The 22,331-nt window shown below is 61.9% G+C and carries 17 protein-coding genes; 10 read left to right on the forward strand and 7 right to left on the reverse strand.

The features are described from left to right. Positions 1-20: 20 nt before the first annotated feature. Together carB and H8790_RS12615 are read right to left on the reverse strand one after the other, a co-directional pair. A complete protein-coding gene (gene carB, locus H8790_RS12610; protein ID WP_187332865.1) occupies positions 21-4,046 on the reverse strand; it encodes a carbamoyl-phosphate synthase large subunit in 4,026 nt (1,341 codons plus the stop codon). Continuing rightward, entirely contained in the window at positions 4,046-5,107 is a 1,062-nt protein-coding gene (locus H8790_RS12615) for a carbamoyl phosphate synthase small subunit (protein WP_187332866.1), read from the reverse strand. Before H8790_RS12615 ends, carB begins: the two co-directional genes overlap by 1 nt. 314 nt (positions 5,108-5,421) lie before the next feature. Here H8790_RS12615 and H8790_RS12620 point away from each other — a divergent pair, with 314 nt between their 5' ends. From H8790_RS12620 to H8790_RS12640, 5 genes are all read left to right on the forward strand, one after another. Beyond that, positions 5,422-6,102, forward strand: a complete 681-nt coding sequence (locus H8790_RS12620; RefSeq protein ID WP_187332867.1) for a helix-turn-helix domain-containing protein — start codon at positions 5,422-5,424, stop codon at positions 6,100-6,102. 1 nt (position 6,103) lies between these two features. Continuing rightward, positions 6,104-7,558 (forward strand): MBOAT family O-acyltransferase, encoded by a 1,455-nt coding sequence (locus tag H8790_RS12625; protein ID WP_187332868.1) that lies wholly within the window; start codon positions 6,104-6,106, stop codon positions 7,556-7,558. Between the two features lie 16 nt (positions 7,559-7,574). After that, the gene (locus H8790_RS12630) at positions 7,575-8,627 is read left to right on the forward strand and encodes a hypothetical protein (protein WP_187332869.1); all 1,053 of its coding nucleotides are present in this window, start codon (positions 7,575-7,577) and stop codon (positions 8,625-8,627) included. Positions 8,628-8,724: 97 nt separating this feature from the next. Beyond that, positions 8,725-10,530 carry a translation elongation factor 4 gene (gene lepA, locus H8790_RS12635; protein ID WP_187332870.1) on the forward strand — a complete coding sequence of 602 codons (1,806 nt, stop codon included), beginning with the start codon at positions 8,725-8,727 and terminating at the stop codon, positions 10,528-10,530. A gap of 55 nt (positions 10,531-10,585) precedes the next feature. Beyond that, on the forward strand, positions 10,586-12,001 hold the full coding sequence (locus H8790_RS12640) for a DEAD/DEAH box helicase (protein ID WP_187332871.1): 1,416 nt from the start codon (positions 10,586-10,588) through the stop codon (positions 11,999-12,001). 17 nt (positions 12,002-12,018) lie between these two features. Here the strand turns inward: H8790_RS12640 and H8790_RS12645 are convergent, their stop codons facing one another. Continuing rightward, positions 12,019-12,195 carry a hypothetical protein gene (locus H8790_RS12645; RefSeq protein WP_187332872.1) on the reverse strand — a complete coding sequence of 59 codons (177 nt, stop codon included), beginning with the start codon at positions 12,193-12,195 and terminating at the stop codon, positions 12,019-12,021. Positions 12,196-12,296: 101 nt separating this feature from the next. Here H8790_RS12645 and H8790_RS12650 point away from each other — a divergent pair, with 101 nt between their 5' ends. Next, positions 12,297-12,509: a helix-turn-helix domain-containing protein gene (locus H8790_RS12650; RefSeq protein ID WP_187332873.1), complete on the forward strand. Its 213-nt coding sequence runs from the start codon at positions 12,297-12,299 to the stop codon at positions 12,507-12,509. A 100-nt stretch (positions 12,510-12,609) separates the two neighbouring features. After that, positions 12,610-12,834, forward strand: coding sequence for a helix-turn-helix domain-containing protein (locus H8790_RS12655; protein WP_187332874.1), 225 nt, complete (start codon positions 12,610-12,612; stop codon positions 12,832-12,834). A 49-nt stretch (positions 12,835-12,883) separates the two neighbouring features. Here the strand turns inward: H8790_RS12655 and H8790_RS12660 are convergent, their stop codons facing one another. Next, positions 12,884-13,549 (reverse strand): P-II family nitrogen regulator, encoded by a 666-nt coding sequence (locus H8790_RS12660; protein ID WP_187332875.1) that lies wholly within the window; start codon positions 13,547-13,549, stop codon positions 12,884-12,886. Further along, positions 13,546-15,066, reverse strand: coding sequence for a DUF1538 domain-containing protein (locus H8790_RS12665; RefSeq protein ID WP_187332876.1), 1,521 nt, complete (start codon positions 15,064-15,066; stop codon positions 13,546-13,548). Before H8790_RS12665 ends, H8790_RS12660 begins: the two co-directional genes overlap by 4 nt. 264 nt (positions 15,067-15,330) lie before the next feature. On the opposite strand from H8790_RS12665, the gene H8790_RS12670 reads away from it, so the two are divergent. Continuing rightward, positions 15,331-15,927, forward strand: coding sequence for an MjaI family restriction endonuclease (locus tag H8790_RS12670; RefSeq protein WP_187332877.1), 597 nt, complete (start codon positions 15,331-15,333; stop codon positions 15,925-15,927). Here the strand turns inward: H8790_RS12670 and H8790_RS12675 are convergent. Both H8790_RS12675 and H8790_RS12680 read right to left on the reverse strand, forming a co-directional pair. After that, positions 15,908-16,942, reverse strand: coding sequence for a DNA-methyltransferase (locus tag H8790_RS12675; RefSeq protein WP_187332878.1), 1,035 nt, complete (start codon positions 16,940-16,942; stop codon positions 15,908-15,910). The two genes, H8790_RS12670 and H8790_RS12675, sit on opposite strands and share 20 nt — an antisense overlap. A 155-nt stretch (positions 16,943-17,097) precedes the next feature. Then, complete coding sequence (locus tag H8790_RS12680; RefSeq protein ID WP_187332879.1) at positions 17,098-19,290, reverse strand: extracellular solute-binding protein; 2,193 nt, start codon at positions 19,288-19,290, stop codon at positions 17,098-17,100. A gap of 239 nt (positions 19,291-19,529) precedes the next feature. On the opposite strand from H8790_RS12680, the gene H8790_RS12685 reads away from it, so the two are divergent. Continuing rightward, the gene (locus H8790_RS12685) at positions 19,530-20,660 is read left to right on the forward strand and encodes a dipeptidase (RefSeq protein WP_187332880.1); all 1,131 of its coding nucleotides are present in this window, start codon (positions 19,530-19,532) and stop codon (positions 20,658-20,660) included. Between the two features lie 86 nt (positions 20,661-20,746). Further along, positions 20,747-22,297, forward strand: a complete 1,551-nt coding sequence (locus H8790_RS12690) for an ABC transporter substrate-binding protein (protein WP_187332881.1) — start codon at positions 20,747-20,749, stop codon at positions 22,295-22,297. Positions 22,298-22,331 lie beyond the last annotated feature (34 nt).

A 22,331-nucleotide genomic window follows, 5' to 3' on the forward strand; every position in this document is an offset into this window, starting at 1 on the left:
TTTTCCTGTTTTGTGCTGCCTTAATAGCGGACCGTGCCCTCAAAGACCTTTTTCGCGTCGCCGGTGAGGGTGATCCCCTCGTCCGTATAGCGGACGATCAGATCGCCGCCCCGGACCTTGACGGTGATGTCCGCGCCCTTTTGGCAGAGGCCGCCCGCCACCGCGGCCACCACGGCCGCGCAGGCGCCGGAGCCGCAGGCCATGGTCTCGCCGCTGCCCCGCTCCCACACCCGCATCTTGATGGTGTTGGGATTGACCACGCGGATGAACTCGGTGTTGATCCGCTCCGGGAAGATGGGGGCCCGCTCGAACTGGGGCCCCACCACGGGCAGGTCCACCGCGTCCACCCGGTCGCAGAAGACCACGCAGTGGGGGTTGCCCAAATCCACGCAGGTGATGCGCCACTGCCTGCCGCCGATCTCCGTGGGGTAATCCACCAGCTGAGGCTCGGAAAGGGTGGTGGGCAGGCGGGAGGCGTCCAGGCTGGCCTTGCCCATGGAGACACAGGCGGAGGTCACCTTTCCGTTGGTGGTGTAAAGGGTGATCTGGTGGGTGCCCCGGATGGTCTCCACGCTGACCATGTGGCGGTGGATGAGGCCGCGGTCGAAGAGGTACTTGCCCACGCACCGCAGGGCGTTGCCCGCCACGGCGCCCTCGGAGCCGTCGTTGTTGAACATGCGCATCTTCACGTCCGCCCGGTTGGAGGGCTCAAGGAGCACCAATCCGTCGGCCCCCACGCCGCAGTGGCGGTCGCACAGGGTGAGCGCCAGGGATTCGGGGCACTCCACGGTGCCGTCAAAGTTCTCAATGATGATGCAGTCGTTGCCGCTGGTCTGCATCTTCACAAAGCGCAGCTCCTGCTTCCACTTGCGCAGGTGGGCGATGTCCACCAGCTCCGTGTTCTGCTGGGTGTAGCGGGAGGCCAGGATGTCCGTCAGGGCCGCCGCCGTGTCCAGCGAGGTGAGGCAGGGGATGCCCAACTGGACGCAGCGGTGGTTCAGGTGGATGAAGTCCCGGATGTAATCCGGCTCGGTGGAGCCGGTGAGGATGATGTAGTCAATCTTGCCGGACTCAAGAAGGCCGAAGACCCGGTTGTCCTGGCCCAGCTTGCCCACCACTTCCACGTCGGTGCCCAACTGGGAAATTTCCCGGGCGGTACGCTCGGTGGCATAGAGCTTGTAGCCCAGGTCGTCCAGCTTCCGGGCGATGTGAACCACCTCCGGCTGGTCCCGGCGGTTGACGGAGATCAGGATGCCGCCCCGGCGCTCCCGCTCCACGTGGAACCCGGCGCTGACCAGGCCCTTGAAGAGGGCCTCCTGGAGGGTCTTGCCCACGCCCAACACCTCGCCGGTGGATTTCATCTCCGGGGAGAGGGAGGCGTTGGCGTCGGTGATCTTTTCAAAGGAGAAGACCGGCACCTTCACGGTGACATAGGGGGGCGTGTCGTAAAGGCCCGTGCCATAGCCCAGGGAGGCAAGGGACTGGCCCACCATGACCCGGGTGGCCAGATCCACCATGGGCACGCCGGACACCTTGGAGATGTAGGGCACGGTGCGGCTGGCCCGGGGGTTGACCTCAATGACGTACAGCTCCCCCTGGTAGATGAGGTACTGGATGTTGATGAGGCCCTTGGTGCCAAGGGACAGCGCCAGCTTGGTGGAGCACTCCACAATGGTGTCGCGCATCTTGTCGCTGATGGAGTAGGGCGGGTAGACGGCCATGGAGTCGCCGCTGTGGATGCCCGCCCGCTCGATGTGCTGCATGATGCCGGGAATCAGCACGTCGGCGCCGTCGGAGATCACGTCCACCTCCAGCTCGCTGCCCTGGAGGTACTGGTCCACCAGGACGGGGTTCTCGATCCTGCCGGAGAGGATGACGTCCATGTAGCGGCGGACTTCCTCGTCGTTGTGGGCGATGACCATGTTCTGGCCGCCGATCACATAGCTGGGCCGCAGCAGCACGGGGTAGCCCAGCTCGGCGGCCGCCTTCAGCGCGCCCTCCATGCCGGTGACGCCGCAGCCCTTGGGCCGCTTGATCTCAAACTGCTCCAGCAATGCGTCGAAGCGCTCCCGGTCCTCGGCCATGTCGATGGACTCGGCGCTGGTGCCTAAGATGGGGATGCCCCGCTCGTCCAAAAACTTGGCCAGGGAGATGGCGGTCTGGCCGCCAAAGGCCACCACCACGCCCACGGGCTTCTCCACGTCGATGATGTCCATCACATCCTCGGGGCACAGTGGCTCAAAGTACAGCCGGTCGGCGGTGTCGTAGTCGGTGGACACGGTCTCCGGGTTGTTGTTGATGATGACCACCTCGTAGCCCAACTCCTTCAGCGTCCAGACGCAGTGGACGGAGGAGTAGTCGAACTCGATGCCCTGGCCGATGCGGATCGGCCCGGAGCCCAGGACGATGATCACCGGCTTTCCGGACCGGGGGAAGGAGCGAGACTCGCACACATTGTCGGCGGTGGAGTAGAAGTAGGGCGTCTCGGCGTCGAACTCCGCGCCGCAGGTGTCCACCATCTTGTAGACCGACTTGCGGTGCAGGGGGAGGCCCTTGCCGCTGAGGCGGCGCAGCGCCTCGTCGGGATAGCCCATGCGCTTGCCCTGGAGGTACAGCTCCTCCGTCATGGGGCCCTTGGCGATGCGCTGTTCAAACTCCGCCATGCCGGAGAGCTTGGAAAGGAACCAGCGGTCGATCCTGGTGATCTCGTGGAGCTCATCCACGCTGTAGCCCGCCTTCAGCGCCTCAAAGAGGGTGAAGAGGCGCCGGTCGTCCACCCGCTGTAGCCTGCTTTCCAGGGGCGCGCCGTCCAGGGGCTTGGCGTTGAGGGTGTCCAAGGAGATGGCCGCGCCCCGGACTGCCTTCATCAACGCCGCCTCAAAAGAGGGGGCGATGGACATGACCTCGCCGGTGGCCTTCATCTGGGTGCCTAAGGTGCGGGCCGCGTCGGCGAACTTGTCAAAGGGCCACTTGGGCACCTTCACCACCACATAGTCCAGCGTGGGCTCAAAGCAGGCGCAGGTCTTGCCGGTGATGTCGTTCCGGATCTCGTCCAGGCGATAGCCCAGGGCGATCTTGGTGGTGATCTTGGCAATGGGGTAGCCCGTGGCCTTGGAGGCCAGGGCGGAGGAGCGGGACACCCGGGGGTTTACCTCGATGACCGCGTACTCAAAGCTGTCCGGGTTCAGCGCCAGCTGGCAGTTGCACCCGCCCACGATGCCCAGGGAGGAGATGATGTCCAGCGAGGCGCTGCGGAGCATCTGGTATTCCTTGTCCGAAAGGGTCAGGGCCGGGGCCACCACGATGGAGTCGCCGGTGTGGACGCCCACGGGGTCAAAGTTCTCCATGGAGCACACGGCGATCACGTTGCCGGCGCCGTCCCGCATGGTCTCGAACTCAATTTCCTTCCAGCCGAAGATTGCTTTTTCCACCAGGATCTGGCGGATGGGGGAGGCATCCAGGCCGGTGCCGGCGATGATGCGCAGCTCCTCCGCGTTGCTGGCCGCGCCGCCGCCCGCGCCGCCCAGGGTAAAGGCGGGCCGGACGATGACGGGGTAGCCGATGCGCTCCGCCACGGAAAGCGCGGTCTCCACGTCCTCGGCGATGTCCGAGGGAATCACCGGCTGGCCGATGCGCTCCATGGTTTCCTTGAAGAGCTCCCGGTCCTCGGCCTGGGAGATGGCGTCGGCGTCGGTGCCCAAAAGCCGCACGCCCCGGCTCTTGAGGAAGCCGTCCTTGGCCAGCTGCATGGCCAGCGTCAGGCCCGTCTGGCCGCCCAAGGAGGCCAGCATGCTGTCGGGCCGCTCCTTGTCGATGATGCGCTTGATGGTCTCCTTGGTGAGGGGTTCCAGGTAGATCTTGTCCGCCATGGCCTTGTCGGTCATGATGGTGGCGGGGTTGGAGTTGCACAGCACCACGCTGACGCCCGCCTCCTTCAGCACCCGGCAGGCCTGGGCCCCGGCGTAGTCAAACTCGGCGGCCTGGCCGATGACGATGGGGCCGGAGCCGATGACCAGCACCTTTTTGATCGTGGTATCAAGAGGCATTACCGCTCACCTCCCATCAAATTCATAAAGCGGTCGAAGAGGAATGAAGTGTCCCTGGGCCCGGAGCAGGCCTCCGGGTGGAACTGAACGGTGAAGCACTTGAGTTCCGGGTAGTCGATGCCCTCGCAGGTGCCGTCATTGGCGTTCACAAGGCTGACCCTTCCGGAGCCCACCGTGTCCGCGTCCACTGCGTAGCCGTGGTTCTGGCTGGTGATGTAGGTGCGCTGGCCGTTCACTTCCTTCACCGGCTGGTTGACACCCCGGTGGCCGTATTTGAGCTTATAGGTCCTGCCGCCGGCGGCCAGTGCCGTCAGCTGGTGGCCCAGGCAGATGCCGAACATGGGCACCTTGCCCAAAAGCCGGCGGATCTGCTCGATCTGGAAGAGGTCGTCGGCCGGGTCGCCAGGGCCGTTGGAGAGCATCACGCCGTCCGCGCTCAGCGCCAGCACATCCTCGGCCCGGGCGGTGCAGGGCAGCGCCGTCACCTCGCAGTGGCGCTTTTGCAGCTCCCGGATGATGTTGCGCTTGGCACCGTAGTCGATGAGGGCCACCCGGCGGCGCACTTCCCCCTGGGCGGGGAAGACCTCCAGCTCCGTGCGGCTGACCGCCTCCACCGCGCCCTTCACGGCATAGGTACGCACAGCCTTCAAGTCCCCGGGGACCTTGGAGCAGATGATGGCGTTCATCACGCCGTGCTCCCGGATGATGCGGGTCAGCTCCCGGGTGTCCAGGCCGCACAGGCCCGGCACGCCCCGCTCCTTTAAAAACCGGTCCAGCTTGTACTGGCTGCGGAAGTTGGAGGGCGCGTCACATACCTCCCGGACCACGTAGCCCCGGACGGCGCACTCGCCCTCAAAATCCTGCTCGATGACGCCGTAATTGCCGATCAGCGGGAAGGTCTGCATGACAATCTGGCCGCAGTAGCTGGGGTCGGTCAGCGTCTCCAGGTAGCCGCACATGCCGGTGGTGAACACCAGCTCCCCCACGCTGTCCGTCTCTGCGCCGAAGCGCAGCCCCTCAAAGACCTGCCCGTCGGCAAGCACCAAATATCCCTTGTTCATATCCCTCTCCCTTTTCCGTGAATTTTGATTCCGATAAAGGACAGAATGTTCCATAATCTATCTTATTATGAAGGAAAACCCTACAATAGTCCAGAATCAATTGCCAAATACTTCAATCAAGATTGCACAAATCCCTTGGTGGAATTTGTGCAGTTTTACGAATTATCCCAGCCGCTTTTGTGCAAAAATTCTCCGGCTCCCTCACAAAATTTCTTTACAAAGGGTATTCATTTTGATATAGTATACAAGAAGTATAAGAAACGGCGGAATCAGCCGCCGTTTTTCCATGAAAACCGGTTGAAGAGGTGGGAGAGATGAGCTCTGAATTTCCAAGGATCCTGTCCCTTTTGCGGCAGGAGCGGGGCGTCAGCCAGCGGACGGCGGCCAAGGACCTGGGGGTGAGCCAGGCCCTGTTGAGCCACTATGAAAACGGCATCCGGGAGCCGGGCCTTCCCTTTGTGGTGCGGGCCTGCGACTACTACCATGTGTCGGCGGACTTTATCTTAGGCAGGACCCTCAGCCGGGACGGGGCCATGATCTCTTCCGACGAGGTCTACGACCCGGAGGCGGAGCGCAGCGGCGTGCTGAAGGGAAGCGTCCTTGCCACGCTGCAAAACAAACTGATCACCGGCTCCGTGTCGGTGCTGTTCGACCTTTTGGGCAAGGTGGGCGACAAGGGGGCCATCAACGCGGCGGCGGCTTACCTCTCCACCGGCATCTACCAGCTCTACCGCCGGCTCTACCGCTGCGCCGGCGGGAACGAGGCCTATTTCTCCGCCGACGCGGAGGTCTATTCCCTGGATATGGCCCTCGCTGACATGAAGCTCTCTGAGGTGCGTTATGCCCTGGCCCTGGACGAGGCGGCGGAGCGGAAGGAGGAGTTCCCCTCCGTATCCGACGAGAGCCTGAAGGAGGCCTATCCCGGCCGCAGCCAGAGCGTGGCCCAGGTGCTGCACAATACGGACGCGCGCCTGAGCGCGCTGACGGAGAAGTGAGATGAATTTTCAGTCCTTTGGATTTGTCGGCTTTTTCAGCCTGACGCTGGCGCTCTGCCTTGGGGCGGGGCGCCGCAACCGCCCGCTGGGGCAGGCGGTGCTGTTAATCGCCTCTGCGGTCTTCTACCTCTGGAGCTTCACCTCCGCCGCCTGGTGGGGGTGGGGTGTGCTGCTGGTGGGGAGCAGCGTGACCTATGGGGTCTGCCGGCACCTCATCTCCGGGCGGCTGAGGGGCCGTGGACGCAGGAGATGGTTCCTTTTGGCGATCAGCTATCACGTGGCCGTGCTGCTGGTCTTCAAGTACACGGGCTTTTTCACCGGCGGCGCCGTGGCGGTGGGCTGGGCTCCGCTGGGGCTGAGCTTTTTTACGTTCCAGCAGCTCTGGTTTTTAAAAGAGGTGTATACGGGGGAGTTCCCGGCGGCGGAGATGGAGCGCGTCAGCGGCGACTCCTTCACCCTCTTCAGCTTCTTTTTCCCCACGGTGACTTCCGGCCCCATCCTGCGGCCAGGCGCCTTCTTCCCCCAGCTGAAGGGGGAGAAGTTCCTGCGGCCCGACTGGGAGGACGCCCGGGCCGGCCTCTATGCCATCGCCTTGGGCTGCGGCAAGAAGGTGCTGCTTGCGGACTCCTTCGGCGTCATTGTCAACAACGGCTACGCCCACCTCGGAGAACTGGCCGCGCCCTCGGCGGCCCTGGTGGTGCTGGGCTACAGCCTTCAGCTGTATTTTGACTTCTCCGGCTACTGCGATATGGCCGCGGGGATTGCCCGGCTTTTGGGCGTCCGGCTGCCGCTGAACTTTGATTCGCCCTATCGCAGCCTCAGCGTGACCGAGTTCTGGAAGCGCTGGCACATCACGCTGACCACATTTTTACGGGAGTGCCTCTATTTCCCCCTGGGCGGCAGCCGCCGGGGCGCAGCCCGGACCTATCTCAACATCATGATCGTCTTTTTGGTCAGCGGCTTCTGGCACGGCGCCGGCTGGACCTTCCTCCTCTGGGGTGCCATCCATGGCGCCTGCCAGGTGGCGGAGCGGCTGTGGGGCAGCCGGCGGGACCGCCTGCCCAAGGCGGTGCGCTGGGCGCTGACCTTTGCCGTGGTGAACATCGCCTGGGTCTATTTCCGCGCGCCCACGGTGGCGGCGGGCAACAGCGTGCTGCGCGCCCTCTTTTCCCTGCGCATGGAACGGCCGGACAAGTGGCTGGTCTCCGGCCTCTTCGCCTCGGAGATGGACGCGGTTCGCATCCTGCTGCCATCGCTGACGCCCTGGCTGAACACCATTTTGATCCTGGGGCTTTACGGCGTGGGCCTAATGGTCATCGCCATGCCCCGCAGCGCGGTGCGGCGCATGGATGCCTTCCGTCCCACCTGGTGGCGCGCGGCGGGCCTCGCGGCGGTGCTTGTGTGGTCGGTGCTGTCCTTCAGCGGCATCACTACGTTTATCTACTCCAATTTCTGACGGGGAGGCGCGGATCATGAAAGAAAGGCGCTTTGTCCTGGGCACACTGGCCCTGGCACTGGCGGCGCTGGGGGCTTGCGCGGCCCTGGTCTGGTATGCCGACCCCTGCTTCTACTTCCGGTTTCCCGGGAAGATCGAGCCGGTCTTTTTCAGCGAGCGCTACCAGAACGCGGGCATGGCCAAGCATGTGGCGGCGGACACAGTGGTGATGGGTACCTCCATGACTGCCAACTACCGCGTCAGTGAGGTGGAGGCTGCCTTCGGCGGCACGGCGGTGAAGCTGACCTTTTCCGACGGCTACCTCAGCGAATTCGACCAGGCCATGGACATGGTCTTCCGCCATCACACGCCGGAGCGGGTGCTCTTCGGCCTGGACATCAACGTCCTCACCCGGGACGAATCCAAAAAAACCGACGCCCTGCCCGCATATCTCTACAACAAAAACCCACTGGATGATGTAAACTATATCCTGAATAAGGATACGCTGTACTACAGCCTCTACCGCATCAAATGCAGCCGGTGGGGCACCACCGACGACGTGGACCAGGCCTTCACCTGGGACGGCGACGTGTGGTGGTCCAAGGAGACCGCCCTGGCGGGCTACCAGCGGCCGGAGGTCTCGGCGGAACCCGTGGCGGTGACGGCCTATCACCAGAACGCCGTGGACAATGTGAAGGTGATCCTGAACTGGGCCAACCGCCACCCGGAGACGGAGTTCGACGTGTTCTTCCCGCCCTACAGCATGCTCTACTGGGACAAGATGCAGCGCACCGGCGCAACAGACGCCGTGTTTTCCGCGCTGGAGACGGGAATCCGGTACCTTGCCGAGAATCAGCAGCGGGAAAACATCCGCATCTTCTTTTTCCCGGCCCAGGAGGACATTGTGACGGACCTTGACAACTATGGCGACTATATCCACCACTCCGGCGCGGTGTGCTCCCGGCTGATCGGCGAGCTGGCCGCGGGGGAGTACGAGATCGACCCGGCCACAACGGAAACTGTGCGCAGCATTCTTTCCGAATGGAAGGAATTTGTGGTAAACTATGACTACGACGCCATTTGGCAGTGACCGTTGCATCAAGGGCGGAGCGGCTCCCCACGCGGCATAACGGGCCTAAACGCTGCGTGTCCGCGCGGGAGCGTGACTTGGCAAGGAGGTTTTTTCTATGATAAAGCAAAGCAATATACGTAACTTCTCCATCATCGCCCACATCGACCACGGCAAGTCCACCCTGGCCGACCGGCTGCTGGAGCGGTGCAACGCCGTCTCCGAGCGGGAGATGTCCAGCCAGCTCCTGGACAACATGGATTTGGAGCGGGAGCGGGGCATCACCATCAAGGCCCGCGCCGTCCGGCTGAGCTATCAGGCCCGGGACGGGGAAGTCTACGAGCTGAACCTGATCGACACGCCGGGCCACGTGGACTTCAACTATGAGGTCAGCCGGTCCCTTGCGGCCTGCGAGGGCGCGGTGCTGGTGGTGGACTCCACCCAGGGCGTGGAGGCCCAGACCCTTGCCAACACCTACCTGGCGCTGGAGCACAACCTGGAAATCCTGCCGGTATTCAACAAGATCGACCTGCCTGCCGCGGACCCCAAGCGGGCCAAGGAGGAGGTGGAGAACATCATCGGCCTGCCCGCCATGGACGCGCCGGAGATCTCCGCCAAGTTGGGCGTCAACATCGAGGACGTGTTAGAGGACGTGGTGAAAAACGTGCCGCCGCCCACCGGCGACGTGGACGCGCCCCTCAAGGCGCTGATCTTCGACAGCCAGTACGACAGCTACCGGGGCGTCATCGTCTACCTGCGGCTGATGGAGGGCACGCTCCGCACGGGCCAGAGCGTGAAGATGATGGCCTCCGGCGCCTCCTACCAGGTGGTGGAGTGCGGCCATCTGCTGCCCCTGGGCCTGGAGCCCTGCGACGCGCTGGAGGCCGGCGAGGTGGGCTATTTCACCGCCTCCATCAAGAACGTGAAGGATACCCGGGTGGGTGACACGGTCACCGACGCCCTCTGCCCGGCCGCCGAGGCCCTGCCCGGCTACCGCCCCGTGCAGCCCATGGTCTACTGCGGCATCTACACCGAGGACGGGTCGGAGTACCCGGATCTGCGGGACGCGCTGGAAAAGCTCCAGCTCAACGACGCCTCCCTAAGCTTTGAGCCGGAGAGCTCCGTGGCCCTGGGCTTTGGGTTCCGCTGCGGCTTTTTGGGCATGCTCCACCTGGAGGTGATCCAGGAGCGGCTGGAGCGGGAGTTCGACCTGGGCCTTGTGACCACGCTGCCCTCGGTCATCTACCACGTCACAAAGACCGACGGCACGGTGGTGAAGGTGGACAACCCCCACAACTACCCGGACCCGGCCTCCATCGAGCTGGCGGAGGAGCCCTACGTGAAGGTGTCCATCATCACGCCCCAGGACTACGTGGGCAACATCATGCCCATGTGCCAGGACCGCCGGGGCGAGTTCAAGGACATGCAGTACCTGGACACCAACCTGGTGGAGCTGCACTACCAGATGCCCCTCAACGAGATCATCTACGACTTTTTCGATGCCCTGAAGGCCAACACCAAGGGCTACGCGTCGCTGGACTACGAGCTCTCCGGCTACCGCCCCAGCGAGCTTGTGAAGGTGGACGTGCTGCTCAACGGCGACCAGGTGGACGCGCTGAGCTTCATCGCCCACAAGGACAAGGCCTACCCCCGGGCCCGGCGTCTGTGCGAAAAGCTGAAGGAGAACATCCCCCGCCAGCTCTTTGAGATTCCGGTCCAGGCGGCCATCGGCGGGCGGGTGATCGCCCGGGAGACGGTGAAGGCCATGCGCAAGGACGTGCTGGCCAAGTGCTACGGCGGCGACATCACCCGGAAGAAGAAGCTGCTGGAAAAGCAGAAGGAGGGCAAGAAAAAGATGCGCACGTTGGGCACGGTCCAGGTGCCGACGGAGGCATTTTTGGCGGTGCTCAAGTTAGACGAATAAAAAGGCCGCCGCACCCGCGCGAATCAAGCAAAAATAACAAAGAAAAGAGTATTTCATGACCTTTCAAGACTTACACCTGCTGCCCGAGATTCAACGGGCGGTCCGTGACGTGGGCTATGTGACCCCGTCGCCCATCCAGGCCCAGGCCATCCCGCCGGTGCTGACCGGCCGCGACCTGATCGGCTGCGCCCAGACGGGCACCGGCAAGACGGCGGCCTTCGCCATCCCCATCCTCCAGCACCTGCACCAGGAGAAGAAGTTCACCCACAAGCCCATCCGGGCCCTGATCCTCACGCCCACCCGGGAGCTGGCCCTCCAGATCAAGGAGAGCTTCGACGACTATGGCAAGTACCTGCCCCTGATCACCACGGTGATCTTCGGCGGCGTCAGCCAGGTGCCCCAGGTGGAGGCCCTGCAAAAGGGCACTGACATCCTGGTGGCCACGCCGGGGCGGCTCAACGACCTCTGCAACCAGGGCCACATCGACCTCAGCCACATCAGCTGCTTTGTCCTGGACGAGGCGGACCGGATGCTGGACATGGGCTTCATCCACGACGTGCGCAAGGTGCTTGCCCGCCTGCCGGAGCAGCGCCAGACCCTGCTCTTCTCCGCCACCATGCCGGAGGAGATCGTCAAGCTGACCCGCCAAATCCTGAAAAACCCCATCACCGTGGAGGTGACGCCCGTGTCCTCCACCGTGGACGCCATCGAGCAGTCCCTCTACAAGGTGGACAAGGCCAACAAGCGGAGGCTCCTCATCCACCTGCTGCGGGAGAACGGCTGGTATTCCGTGCTGGTCTTCACGGCCACCAAGCACGGGGCCGACCGGGTGGCCAAGGAGCTTTGCCGGGAGGGGATCCCCACCATGGCCATCCACGGCAACAAGAGCCAGAACGCCAGGGTCAAGGCCCTGGAGAGCTTTAAGAGCGGGGAAAGCCGGGTGCTGGTGGCCACGGACATTGCGGCCCGGGGCATCGACATCAACGAGCTTTCCTGCGTCATCAACTTCGACCTGCCCAATGTGCCGGAGACCTATGTCCACCGCATCGGCCGCACGGGCCGGGCGGGCCACGGCGGCGTGGCGGTGAGCTTCTGCAATTTTGACGAGCTGGCCTATTTGAAGGACATTGAGAAGCTCATCGGCAAGAAGGTGCCGGAGGTGGCGGACCACCCCTATCCCATGGAGGTCTTTGAGGCCACGCCCAAGGCGGAGCGCCCGCCCCGCCCTCCCCGGGTAGAGCGGACGGCAAAGCCCGCGGCGGAGCGGCCCGCCGGGAAAGAGCGGCCCGCAAGGGCGGAGCGGCCCAGGAACCAGGAGCGGGTGGTACGGACGGAGCACTCTGCAAAAACGGAGCGGCCCCAGGCCGCTGCAGCGGAGCCGCCCAAGCCCCGCAAGGTGCGCTCCGGCGCGCCGATGCTGCCCGGGTATGTGGTGGCGGCGGCGGACGGCCGCCGCAGGCGGAAGAAATAAAAAAGAGCGCACGACGGTCATTCGTCGTGCGCGTCTTCTAAGCTTAAGGCGGTTTCTATGTAGAGATTTTCTATTCCGTCTACTGCGGTCAGCAGCTGTTTCTTCGCTTGAGGGACATTTCCAGCGTCTATGGAATCCAATGCATCGGAGACGGCGCCCATTAAGAGGGCATACATCTTTTTGTACGGAATCATTGCTATCACCTCATCATTTATATATTGCCACAATATTGTAGCATATTTAAATGTTAGATGCAACAAAATAGTAGCATTTACTCACAAGGAGTGATGCTGCTATGGTTTTCCAGCGGTTGGAAGACTTGAGAATAGATGCGGATAAGACGCAAGAAGACATTGCCAGAATACTGAATTGCAAAAGGGAAGTGTATCGGCGGTATGAAAAGGGGCTTCAAGAAATACCTGTCTGGGCACTTATCAAACTGGCGGACTTCTACAAGACAAGCACGGACTATATCTTGGGTCTGACAAACAAGCGGGAACAGGATTAAAACAGAGGGGAAAAGAGTATAGTTCGCTACAATATTGTGGCATATTCAGATGTAAGATGCAACAAAATAATAGCATTCCTTTATAAGGAGTGATGCTATTATGGTTTTCCAGAGGTTAGAAGATTTGAGGATAGATGCAGATAAAACCCAGGAGGACATTGCTGATATACTGGATTGTAAAAGGGAGGTTTATCGGCGATACGAAAAGGGAATTCATGAAATACCTGTCTGGGCACTCGTAAAACTGGCAAGCTTCTACAAGACAAGCACGGATTACATTCTGGGCCTTACGGATATAAAGAAACCATACCCAAAGGGGAAGTAACGCACAATGGAAAGAGCGCACGACGGTCATTCGTCGTGCGCTCTTTTTCTCACTCGAGGCCCATCACGTCCTCCACTGGCATGGACAGCACCACGCCCTGGGCCGGACTCTTGGGGCCGAACTGCTTGTGGATCGCGTCCATGATCCCCACCTTCTTCTTCCGGGAGGACACAATCAAAATCAGCTCCTGCTCCTCCTGGAGGGAGATGCCGAAAAAGCGCATGGGCTCCTCCAAACCCCGGCGCCGGCCGCGCAGCACCGTGCCGCCGGTGGCCCCGGCGCTCCGGGCCGCGTCCATCACCTCGTCGCTGAAGCCCTGGTTGACGGCGGCTAAAATCATGGCGTATGCGGACTGTGAAGCCATAGGCGGGTCTTCCTCCTCTTTTTTGGGAATGGGCCGGTCCAGCAGGTGCATCACGCTGGACTGGAGGCCGCTGATGGGGATGGTCACGGCGATGCCCGTGCCGTGGTGCTTCAGGTGCAGGGCCCGGTTCAGCTGCCGCAGCAGCCCCGGGGCCTCCTCCCGCCGGATCATGGCCAGGCTGACGGCCTTGTCGGTCTCGCCCAGGCCGCTCAGCCGCAGGATTTCCGAGCTGGCGGTGCCCTTTCCCCGGCACTGGTACTGGAGGGGCACAAAGCCCTGCTTCAGCAGCGCGGACACCTGCACGGCGCCCTCCGCGTCGCTGATGACGCACAAAAGGCGGGGCCCGGTCATGCGCACACCTCCTCGTCCAAGTCAATGATGTAGTCCTCTTCCTCCGGCGCGGCGGGGGCCTCCTCCGGGGCAAAGCGGAGCTTCCGGGCGTAGACCACGCCCATGGCCTGGACCGCGATCAGCGGGGCCAGGGCCACCAGGGCCACCACACCGAAGGCGTCAGTGACCACGCTGCCGCCCGCGCCGGTGCACGCGCCGATGGACAGCGGCAGCAAAAAGGTGGAGGTCATGGGGCCGGAGGCCACGCCGCCGGAGTCAAAGGCGATGCCCACGAACACCCGGGGCACGAAATAGGTCAGAATCAGGGCGATGAGATAGCCGGGAATCAAAATCCAGTAGATGTGGATGCCCGTCACCACCCGCACCATGGCCAGCCCCACCGCCGCGGACACGCCTAAGGACAGGCACAGGTTCATGGACCTGCGGGAGATGGCGCCGTTGGTCAGGTCCTCCACCTGGTGGTTGAGGATCTGCACCGCCGGCTCGGCCTTGACGATGCAGTAGCCGATCACCGCGCCCACCGGCACCAGAAGCCACAACTGGTCGGCCATGCGGCTGCCTAAGAGGCTGCCCACCGGGGCAAAGCCCACGTTGACCCCGGTGAGGAACAAAATGAGGCCCACGATGGTGTAGGCAAAGCCCACGGCCATCCGCAGCAGCTGGCCCCGGTGGTAGCGGCGGGTGAAGAACTGGAAGAGCAGGAAAACCGCCAGCACCGGCGCCATGGAGGAGAGGACCTCCCGGCCGAAATGGGGCAGCTGCACGGCAAAGGCCGCCGCCACGTCCCGGGTGGTCTCCACCTGGGCGATGTCCACTGTGGCGTAGGAGCTGCCGTCGGGGCGGTAGAAGATGCCCAGGAGCAGTACCATCAAAATGGGGCCGATGCTGGAAAAGGCCACCAGGCCGAAGCTGTCGTCCGCGCCGTTTTTGTCGCTCCGGGCGGCGGAGAGGCCGATGCCCATGGCCATGATGAATGGCACGGTCATGGGGCCGGTGGTGACGCCGCCGGAGTCGAAGGCCACGGGCACAAAGTCCGCCGGGGTCACAAAGGACAGGGCGAACAGCGCCAGGTACAAAATGCACAGCAGCCGGGGCAGGGGGATGCGGAACAAAATGCGCAGCGCCGCCGCCACCAGAAAGAGGCCCACGCCCACCGCCACGGTCCAGATCAGCACCTCATTGGGCACCGAGGGCACCTGGTTGGCCAGGACCTGGAGGTCCGGCTCGGCGATGGTGATGATGGCGCCCATCAGGAAGCACAGCCCCACCGTCAGCGGCAGGCTGCGTGTTTTAAAGAGCTGGGTGCCGATGCCCTCGCCCAACGGCGTCATGGACATCTCCGCGCCCAGCTGGAAAAACCCCATGCCGACGATCAGCAGCACCGCGCCCGTGAGGAACAGCAGCACCGTGCCCACTTCCAGGGGCACCGCCGCCACCGTCAGCAGCAGTACGATGGCGGTGATGGGGAGCACCGCCGCCACGGATTCCATGATTTTTTCCCGTAATTTCTTGTTCAACTCGTGGACTTCCCTCCATTTCTCAAACCATAAGACCATTCTTCTTCAGTTCATTATACGGGAAAACAGAGGGTGGAACAACGGGAAAATCGGAATCTTATCAGAATCTTTACGCTTTATTATGGACAAAATGGTTAAAAAATGAAACAAACATGGGGAAATGCACCCTGGCGCAAACAGCGGTTGACAGCCGCGCCGCCGCACCGTACAATGAAAAAAACCGCCGCAGCACGCTGCGGCAGGCTCAGAAAAGAGGGAATGCACATGAAGAAAACGCTTTCGCCCGGCGCGTGGAAGAAGACGGCGTTTCCCAAGTATACGACCCAACTTATGAATTTGGCAAACCAGACCGCCCAGGGCACCCGCCCCAAGGTGGTGGGCCAGATGTCGGAGCTCTTTCCCCAGTACCGGCGGAGCACGGAGAAGCCCTCCGTCGAGGGGTGGGAGCAGTGGTACCGGGAACAGAACCCGGAGGCCATTGAGCGGGCCACGGATAAGATCTGCGGCCAGATGGACAGCCTCAAGGAGGCCATCCGGCTCATTGACCGGGACATGATCCGCGACTGGGTGGAGGACCTGGTGGTGAACAAGACCTATCAGGGACTCTACTACCAGCAGCTCATCCTGGAGGAGATTGCCGCGGAGCGGGGAGAATCCTGGCGGCTGGCCACGCCGGAGGAAGAGGCCCAGGGTGTGGACGGCTACGTGGGGGAGGAGGCCTACTCGGTGAAGCCCTCCACTTACAAATCCATGGACCGCCTTCCCGAGACGCTCCGGGGAAAGATAGTTTTTTACAGGAAGAACGCCGCCGGGGAGCTGGTCTTCGAGGTGGAGGAGCAGCTCAAAGGGGGGCGCAGGTAAAGCGGAACTGGCCGGGCGCGGATGAGGTGTGGCCGGTGGTTTGGTAGAGGCGCAGCTCCGTCTCCTGCCGGGTCTTGACCGGGACGCCGTGGGGGAGGTTGGTGTAGCACCGCTGCCGCTCCTCGTCGCTGAGCTGCTCAAGGAAGGCCAAGTGGCGGCTGAGCCGCTGGCCGGGGAACGCCTCGGCCGGATGATGGGCCAGGCGGGCCAGGGACAGGGACCAGAGGGACGCCTCCCGCTCGCAGCAGATGCAGTTGCGCTGGAGCGACGCGCAGGCCAGGGCCGTGGTGCCCAGGCCGCCGAAGGGGTCCAGCACCGTGTCGCCGTAAATGGAGTACATGGCCACCAGGCGCAGCGGCAGCTCCAGGGGGAAGGAGCCGCTCCTCTGCCGGATGGCGCTGGCGCCGAGCCGCTGGGCAGTGCCCTTGAACTCCCAAAGGTCGGAGAACCAGAGGTTCCGCTCCTCCCAGAAGTAGGCGCTCTCCCTGCGCCGCTGCCGCTCATCGCCGGAAAATTGGCGCTTGGCGCCCTTGCGGAAGATCAGAATGTACTCGTGCTCATAGGTGACATAGGCCCCGGCGGGGTACATCCCGGACCCCATGAACTTGTTGGGGGAGTTGGACTGCTTGCGCCAGAGGATGTCCGGCAGCACGCTGTAGCCCATGGACTCAAAGGCCCGGATGATCCGGGTGTGGTTGGAAAAGAGGCGGAAGGTCCCGTTTAGGGTACGGGTGGCGTCGCCGATGTTGATGCAGACGAATCCGTTGGGGCGCAGCACCCGGTCGCACTGGAGCCAGATTTGGTCCAGCAGGAGGTGCATCTGTTGGAATGCCCCGTCCCAGTCGCCTTCGGCCATAGCCGTTTCCACCTCGCTGCGCTGCCCGGTAAAGCACTCGTCCCACATCCCGATCATGGGGTAGGGCGGCGATGTGACCACCAGGTCCACAGAGCCCGCGGGCAGGACGTCCAGGCATTCAGAGGACTGGTGCAGCAGCTTGATGAAAAAATGGTCCATATGATCTCTCCCGTTCTTTTCAGTCCCTTTATTATAGCGGATTTTCATGAGCTTGTCTAGTGGGAATTTTACGGCGGAACGTGCGCGCGGCGCAACGGCCGCATCTCAAATGGAAAAGGCCCCGGGCCATTATGGGCCCGGGGCCTTTACTTCATTCAGTCCGTGAGGAGGGCGGACTCCAAAATGTCCATCATCTGGGGCAGGGCGTCCTCCGGCGTCCGCTGGCCCTGGACGATGCTCTGGAGCAGCGGCAGCTGGAGCAGGGAGCTCCGGTTCTGGTCGAACACGTCCCAGACCTCCCGGCCCCGGGCGGACTCCAGGTTCTCAAGGAGATGGCTGTACCAGGGGTACTGCATGAGGATCTCACTGCTGCGGTACACCTCCGCGTAGGGGGAAAGGCCGCCGTAGAGGGTGAGCAGCTCCGTCTGAGGGAAGGAGGAGACCCAGCGGATGAACTCCTTGGTGGCCTCGGTCTGGGAGGAGGTTTTGAAGATGGAGAAGGAGCCGCCGGTGATGTAGGAGATGCCGCCCGGCACGGTGGTGTAGCCCACCTTTCCCCCATAGATGTTCTTCTGGAGGTGGGCGATGTTGGACGCATAGTTCAAAAACACCAGCTCCACGGCGGTCTGGCCGTAGATGAAGTTGTCCAGCGTGGCGCCCACCCAGCGCTTGCCCTGGACGGGCAGGGCGTACTGCCCGCAGGTGTACATGTTTCTCAGCGTCTGCAAAACCGCTGCTTCCTCCACCTTGGTCTCGCCGCGCCGGAAGGTGCCGCCCTTCATGTAGTTGAGATACCGCAGGAAGAAGGAGGAGCTCAATTCGGTGGGGGAGTCCCAGTTCATGCCCGTGCCGGCCTGGACCGGGGACTGGGGGTTGCTGTCGCGGCTGAAAAAGCGGATGATGCGCTCATACTGGTCAAAGGTGGCGGGGACGCTGAGGGATTCGCCGGTCTGCTCAAAGTACATCCGCTTGAGCAGTTGGTTTTCAAAGAGGTCCTTGCGGTAGACCAGCATGTCGATGCCGATGTCAAAGGGGATGGCCTGGGGCTTCCCATGAATATAGGAGAAGTCTTTTACAATCCGGGGGAGCATTCCCTGGGTAATCTGCTGGAACTCCTCGTCCGTGAAGGTGTAGAAAAGATCGTCCGTGAACAGCGGAAGGCAGCTCATATTGCTGCGCACCAGGTCGAATTCGCCGCTCTGTGAGGCCCGGATGGTCTCGGAGAACACCTCGGAAGGAAGGAGCTCCACGAACTCCACCTCAATTCCGGTCTTGCGCACAAACCCCGGCGTGATCCGCTGCAGCGCGGCGCTGGATTCGCTCTTGGCCAGCAGGACGCGCAGCTTTGTGCCGGAATGGGACGTGCCCACGCGGTAGGGGGCCTGGTGGAACCCGGTGACACCTAAGATTTCCCGCTGCTCCCGCTTGGGGCCCGTCAGATTGGACAGCAGGCACTGGGCCGCCCGCATTCCCGCGTGCAGGTAGTCCAGGGAATAGCGGGTTACGTTGGGGTTCTCCACGGCGATGCTGTCCCCGGAGATGGCGATGATGGGGGGACAGCCCTGGACGGAGGCCACGGAAAAGGCAAGCTGGACCTTGGGCAGGAAAAAGGAGTTGGTGAGGATGATGACGTCCGGCGCCTCCTGGTTCCCCTCAAAAAAGTCAAAAGGGGACACGGAGATGTTCAGCCAGTCCGCCGTTTTGATCTGAAGGCGGCGGGGGCTCCGGGCGGTCTGGATTGTCTCCCGCAGCCCGCTGATGAAATCCCGGTTCTCCGGATAGCACTCCGGGTCGCTGATGACCGCCACATGGCGGTAGTCCTGCTTCAACACATAGGTTCCGATCTCCCGGCCGATGGAGTGGAAGTCAAAGCCGATGAAGTTGTGGGACTGGTTCACGGACCGGAAGGCGTACAGCACCTCCGCGCCGCTGCTCAGCGCGTCCTGATAGATGTCCACGTGTGAAATGGAACCGGTGACGGTGATGACGCCCGAGACGCGCATCTCCGCCACGTGCTTTGCAATCTGTTCCTCTTTGTAGGGGGAGTCGTCCGTGACGAACAGCAGCGGCGTATAACCACGTTCCTCCAACAACAGCTTGATGCCGTTGAAAAAGGAGGAATAGCGCTTTTCATCAATGTTGGGGAGGATGATGGCAACATGGGTCGAAAGGGGGATATCCTGGCGCAGCTGCTTCGCCTGGGCGTTTGCCACGTATCCCAACTGCTTTGCAGCCTCCGTCACGCGCTGGATTTTCTCCGCGCTGACATTTCCCCGGTTATTCAAGACATTGGAAACAGTGCCCTGGGACACACCGGCAAGCCTGGCAATATCTTTTACAGTAATCATGTGACCTCCGATTTTTGAACGCTGGTTTGAACGGCCTGGGAAAATTTGTTGATTTTATTATAGAATAAAGTATTTTAAGCGACAAGTCAAGCAGATGAATTAAATCGTATTATTGATTGTATAGTATTGATAAAATGAAATTATAAAATTATACGTTTCTTATATTGACACGTTTCAAAAAATGATGTAGTTTATAGATATCCACTGGGTGGACAATTCAAATGGGAGGAAGTAAAGTCATGACAGAGCTTGAACAGGTCCGTATTGCGCAGGAAGCGATTATGACCTACTACAGTACGGATGACCCTGAAATCAAGGCGTACGCACTGAGCATCAACGCAGGCGTCTCTCCTGAGGCGGTGCGCATTCACCGGGAGGCCACCGTAATTGATACGTGTAGCTTTTACCTCGAATCCTACAACTGGCATCTGAAGGAGTCGGGGGTCACGGCGCTGAACCTGACGGTCCCGCAGAACCTGGCCGGCACGGGAAGCGCGGTCAATTCCATCATCGACCACTATGAGGCCATTGCCAACAACTCGGATCACTTCCTGCTGGCGGAGACGGCGGACGACATCCGCACCGCCAAGAAGGAAGGTAAGATCGCCATGATCTTAGGCGCGCAGAACCCCCGCTTTGTGGAGCACGCCAGCCTGGAGGCATCCACCGAGGCCTTTGCCCGGCTGGGTATGCGCATCATCCAGATCGGCTATAACCAGCGGACGTTTGCCACGGACGGCTGCCTGTGCGAGACCGATGGCGGCCTCTCCCCCCTGGGCCGGAAACTGATCCAGGGCCTGGAGAAGGCGGGCATCACCGTGGACCTCAGCCACATCTCTCCCCGTTCCGCCATGGAGGCCATGGACGTGTGCACCAAGACCCCCATCTTCAGCCACTCCAATCCCAGAAAGCTCTTTGACCACCCAAGAAACATCTCCGACGAGGCCGCCAAAAAGTGCGCAGCCATGGGCGGCGTGATCGGCGTGTGCTCCTATGTCCCCATCCTCTGGAACCGTGAGCACCTGCCCTGCATTGAGGATTTTGTGGACGCCATCGCCTACTATGGCGACCTGGTGGGCATTGACCACGTGGGCATCGGCATCGACTCCAACGCGGAGCCCAGCGCCTATGACCGCCATGATACCCGCCACCTGATGGAACTGAACCACCCCAACCGGGATGTCTATCTGGCGGCGGCAGCCGGCGGGCGGGGCAAGCGCAGCGCCTTCCCCGAGGGGCTGCACAGCCTGGCCAACATCGTCAACATCGTCGAGCACATGCTCCGGCGCGGCTTCAGCGAAGCGGACATCAAGAAGGTCATGGGTGAGAATTACCTGCGGGTGTTCGACCAGACCTGGAGAAAAAAGTAATTTTCGCTTCCCATGGCCATAAGGCGTGTCCAATGGCAAATCAATGAACCGCCCCAAGGGGGGAAAAAATATAGGAGGTATCACAAATGCAAAGAAATTGGTTGAAAAAGTCCCTGTCTCTTCTTTTGGCTGTCTTCTTGCTGGGTTCCCTGACCGCGTGCGGAGGGGGCGGGCAGGGCGGCTCCGGCGGAAGTTCCAGCGGCGGAGCGGACAACGCGGGCCGCACGGACGTGAACTACGGCCTCTCAAGCGACATCGCTTCACTGGACCCAGTCTACACCACGGACCAGATCAGCACGATTTTGTACCGCCAGCTCTATGATACCCTGATCGTAAAAGGGCCTGACGGCGAGTGGGCGCCCAAGCTGGCCGAATCCTGGGAGCTCTCCGCCGATGAGTTGACCTACACCTTCCACCTGCGGGACGACGTGGTCTTCCACGACGGCAACAAGATGACTGCCGACGACGTGGCATACTCCGTCAACCGGGCCATTGAGTCCGCCGCCACCGGCGCCTCCATGACCAACATGAAAGAGTGTGTGGCCGTGGACGACAAAACGGTTGAAATCCACATGAACGCCCCCTTTGCCGGCGTCTATGAGATCCTCTCTACATACGGCAGAGTGTCCAGCGCCAACACCACGGACTATGAGTCCGCCCCCATCGGCAGCGGACCCTACAAGTTCGTCTCCAGAAACTCCGGCGACAGCATCAAGCTGGTTGCCTTTGACCAGTACTACCTGGGCGAGGCGACCATCAAGGATCTGAACTTCAAGATCATCACCGACCCCACCACCCAGATCGCCGCGCTGCAAAAGGGCGAGATCGACTTTTTGACCCACTGCAGCCTGTCCGCCAAGGCCACTGTGGAGAGCGACAGCAGCCTGGTCTGGCAGGAAACGCTGTTCCGCGGCAACAACTGGCTGAGCTTCTGCCAGAACAAGCCTCCCTTTGACAACATCCTGGCCAGAAAAGCCGCCCAGTATGCCATCGACAAGGACGCGGTCCTGGTGGGCGGCTCCGAGGGCCTGGGCGCCACCATGAAGACGGTGTTCCCCGCCAGCGTGCCCTGCTCTCCCGAGGATGACTACGAGCAGCCTTACACCTACGATGTGGAAAAGGCCAAGGAGTACTTGGAGCAGTATAAGAAGGAAGCCGGCGTGGACTCGGTAGACATCACCATCCTGGCGCCCGACACCCCCATGTACCTCTATCCGGCCATTACGGTGGAGGGCATGCTCCGCGAGGTGGGCTTCAACGTCACCACCGAGCAGATCGACCGTGCCACCTACTGGTCCTCCGTCTATGCCGGCAGCTATCAGCTGGCCGTCACCGGCACGTCCTGGCCGGTCAACGACTGCGACGGCAACTACCTGTATTTCTACAGCACCTCCGGCCAGCACTACTTCATGGCCTTCAACAAGGAACTCGACCGGGTCCTGGATGAGGCCCGCGTCACCTCCGACCCCGAGGCCCGCAAGGAACTCTACACCCAGGTTCAGCAGATCATCGACGACGAAGCCATCTGCGTGCCCCTGCTCCAGCCCGCTAACGCGGTGGCCTACAGCGCCTCTTTGAAGGGCGTGGACAAGGAGAACGACATTTACTGCCACTTTGTCTACGACTGGTCCTGGTAATCCCGCATTTCCTGATATAGAGCGCTGCGCCGCG

The organism is Oscillibacter hominis (assembly GCF_014334055.1).
Taxonomy (GTDB): Bacteria; Bacillota; Clostridia; order Oscillospirales; family Oscillospiraceae; genus Oscillibacter; species Oscillibacter hominis.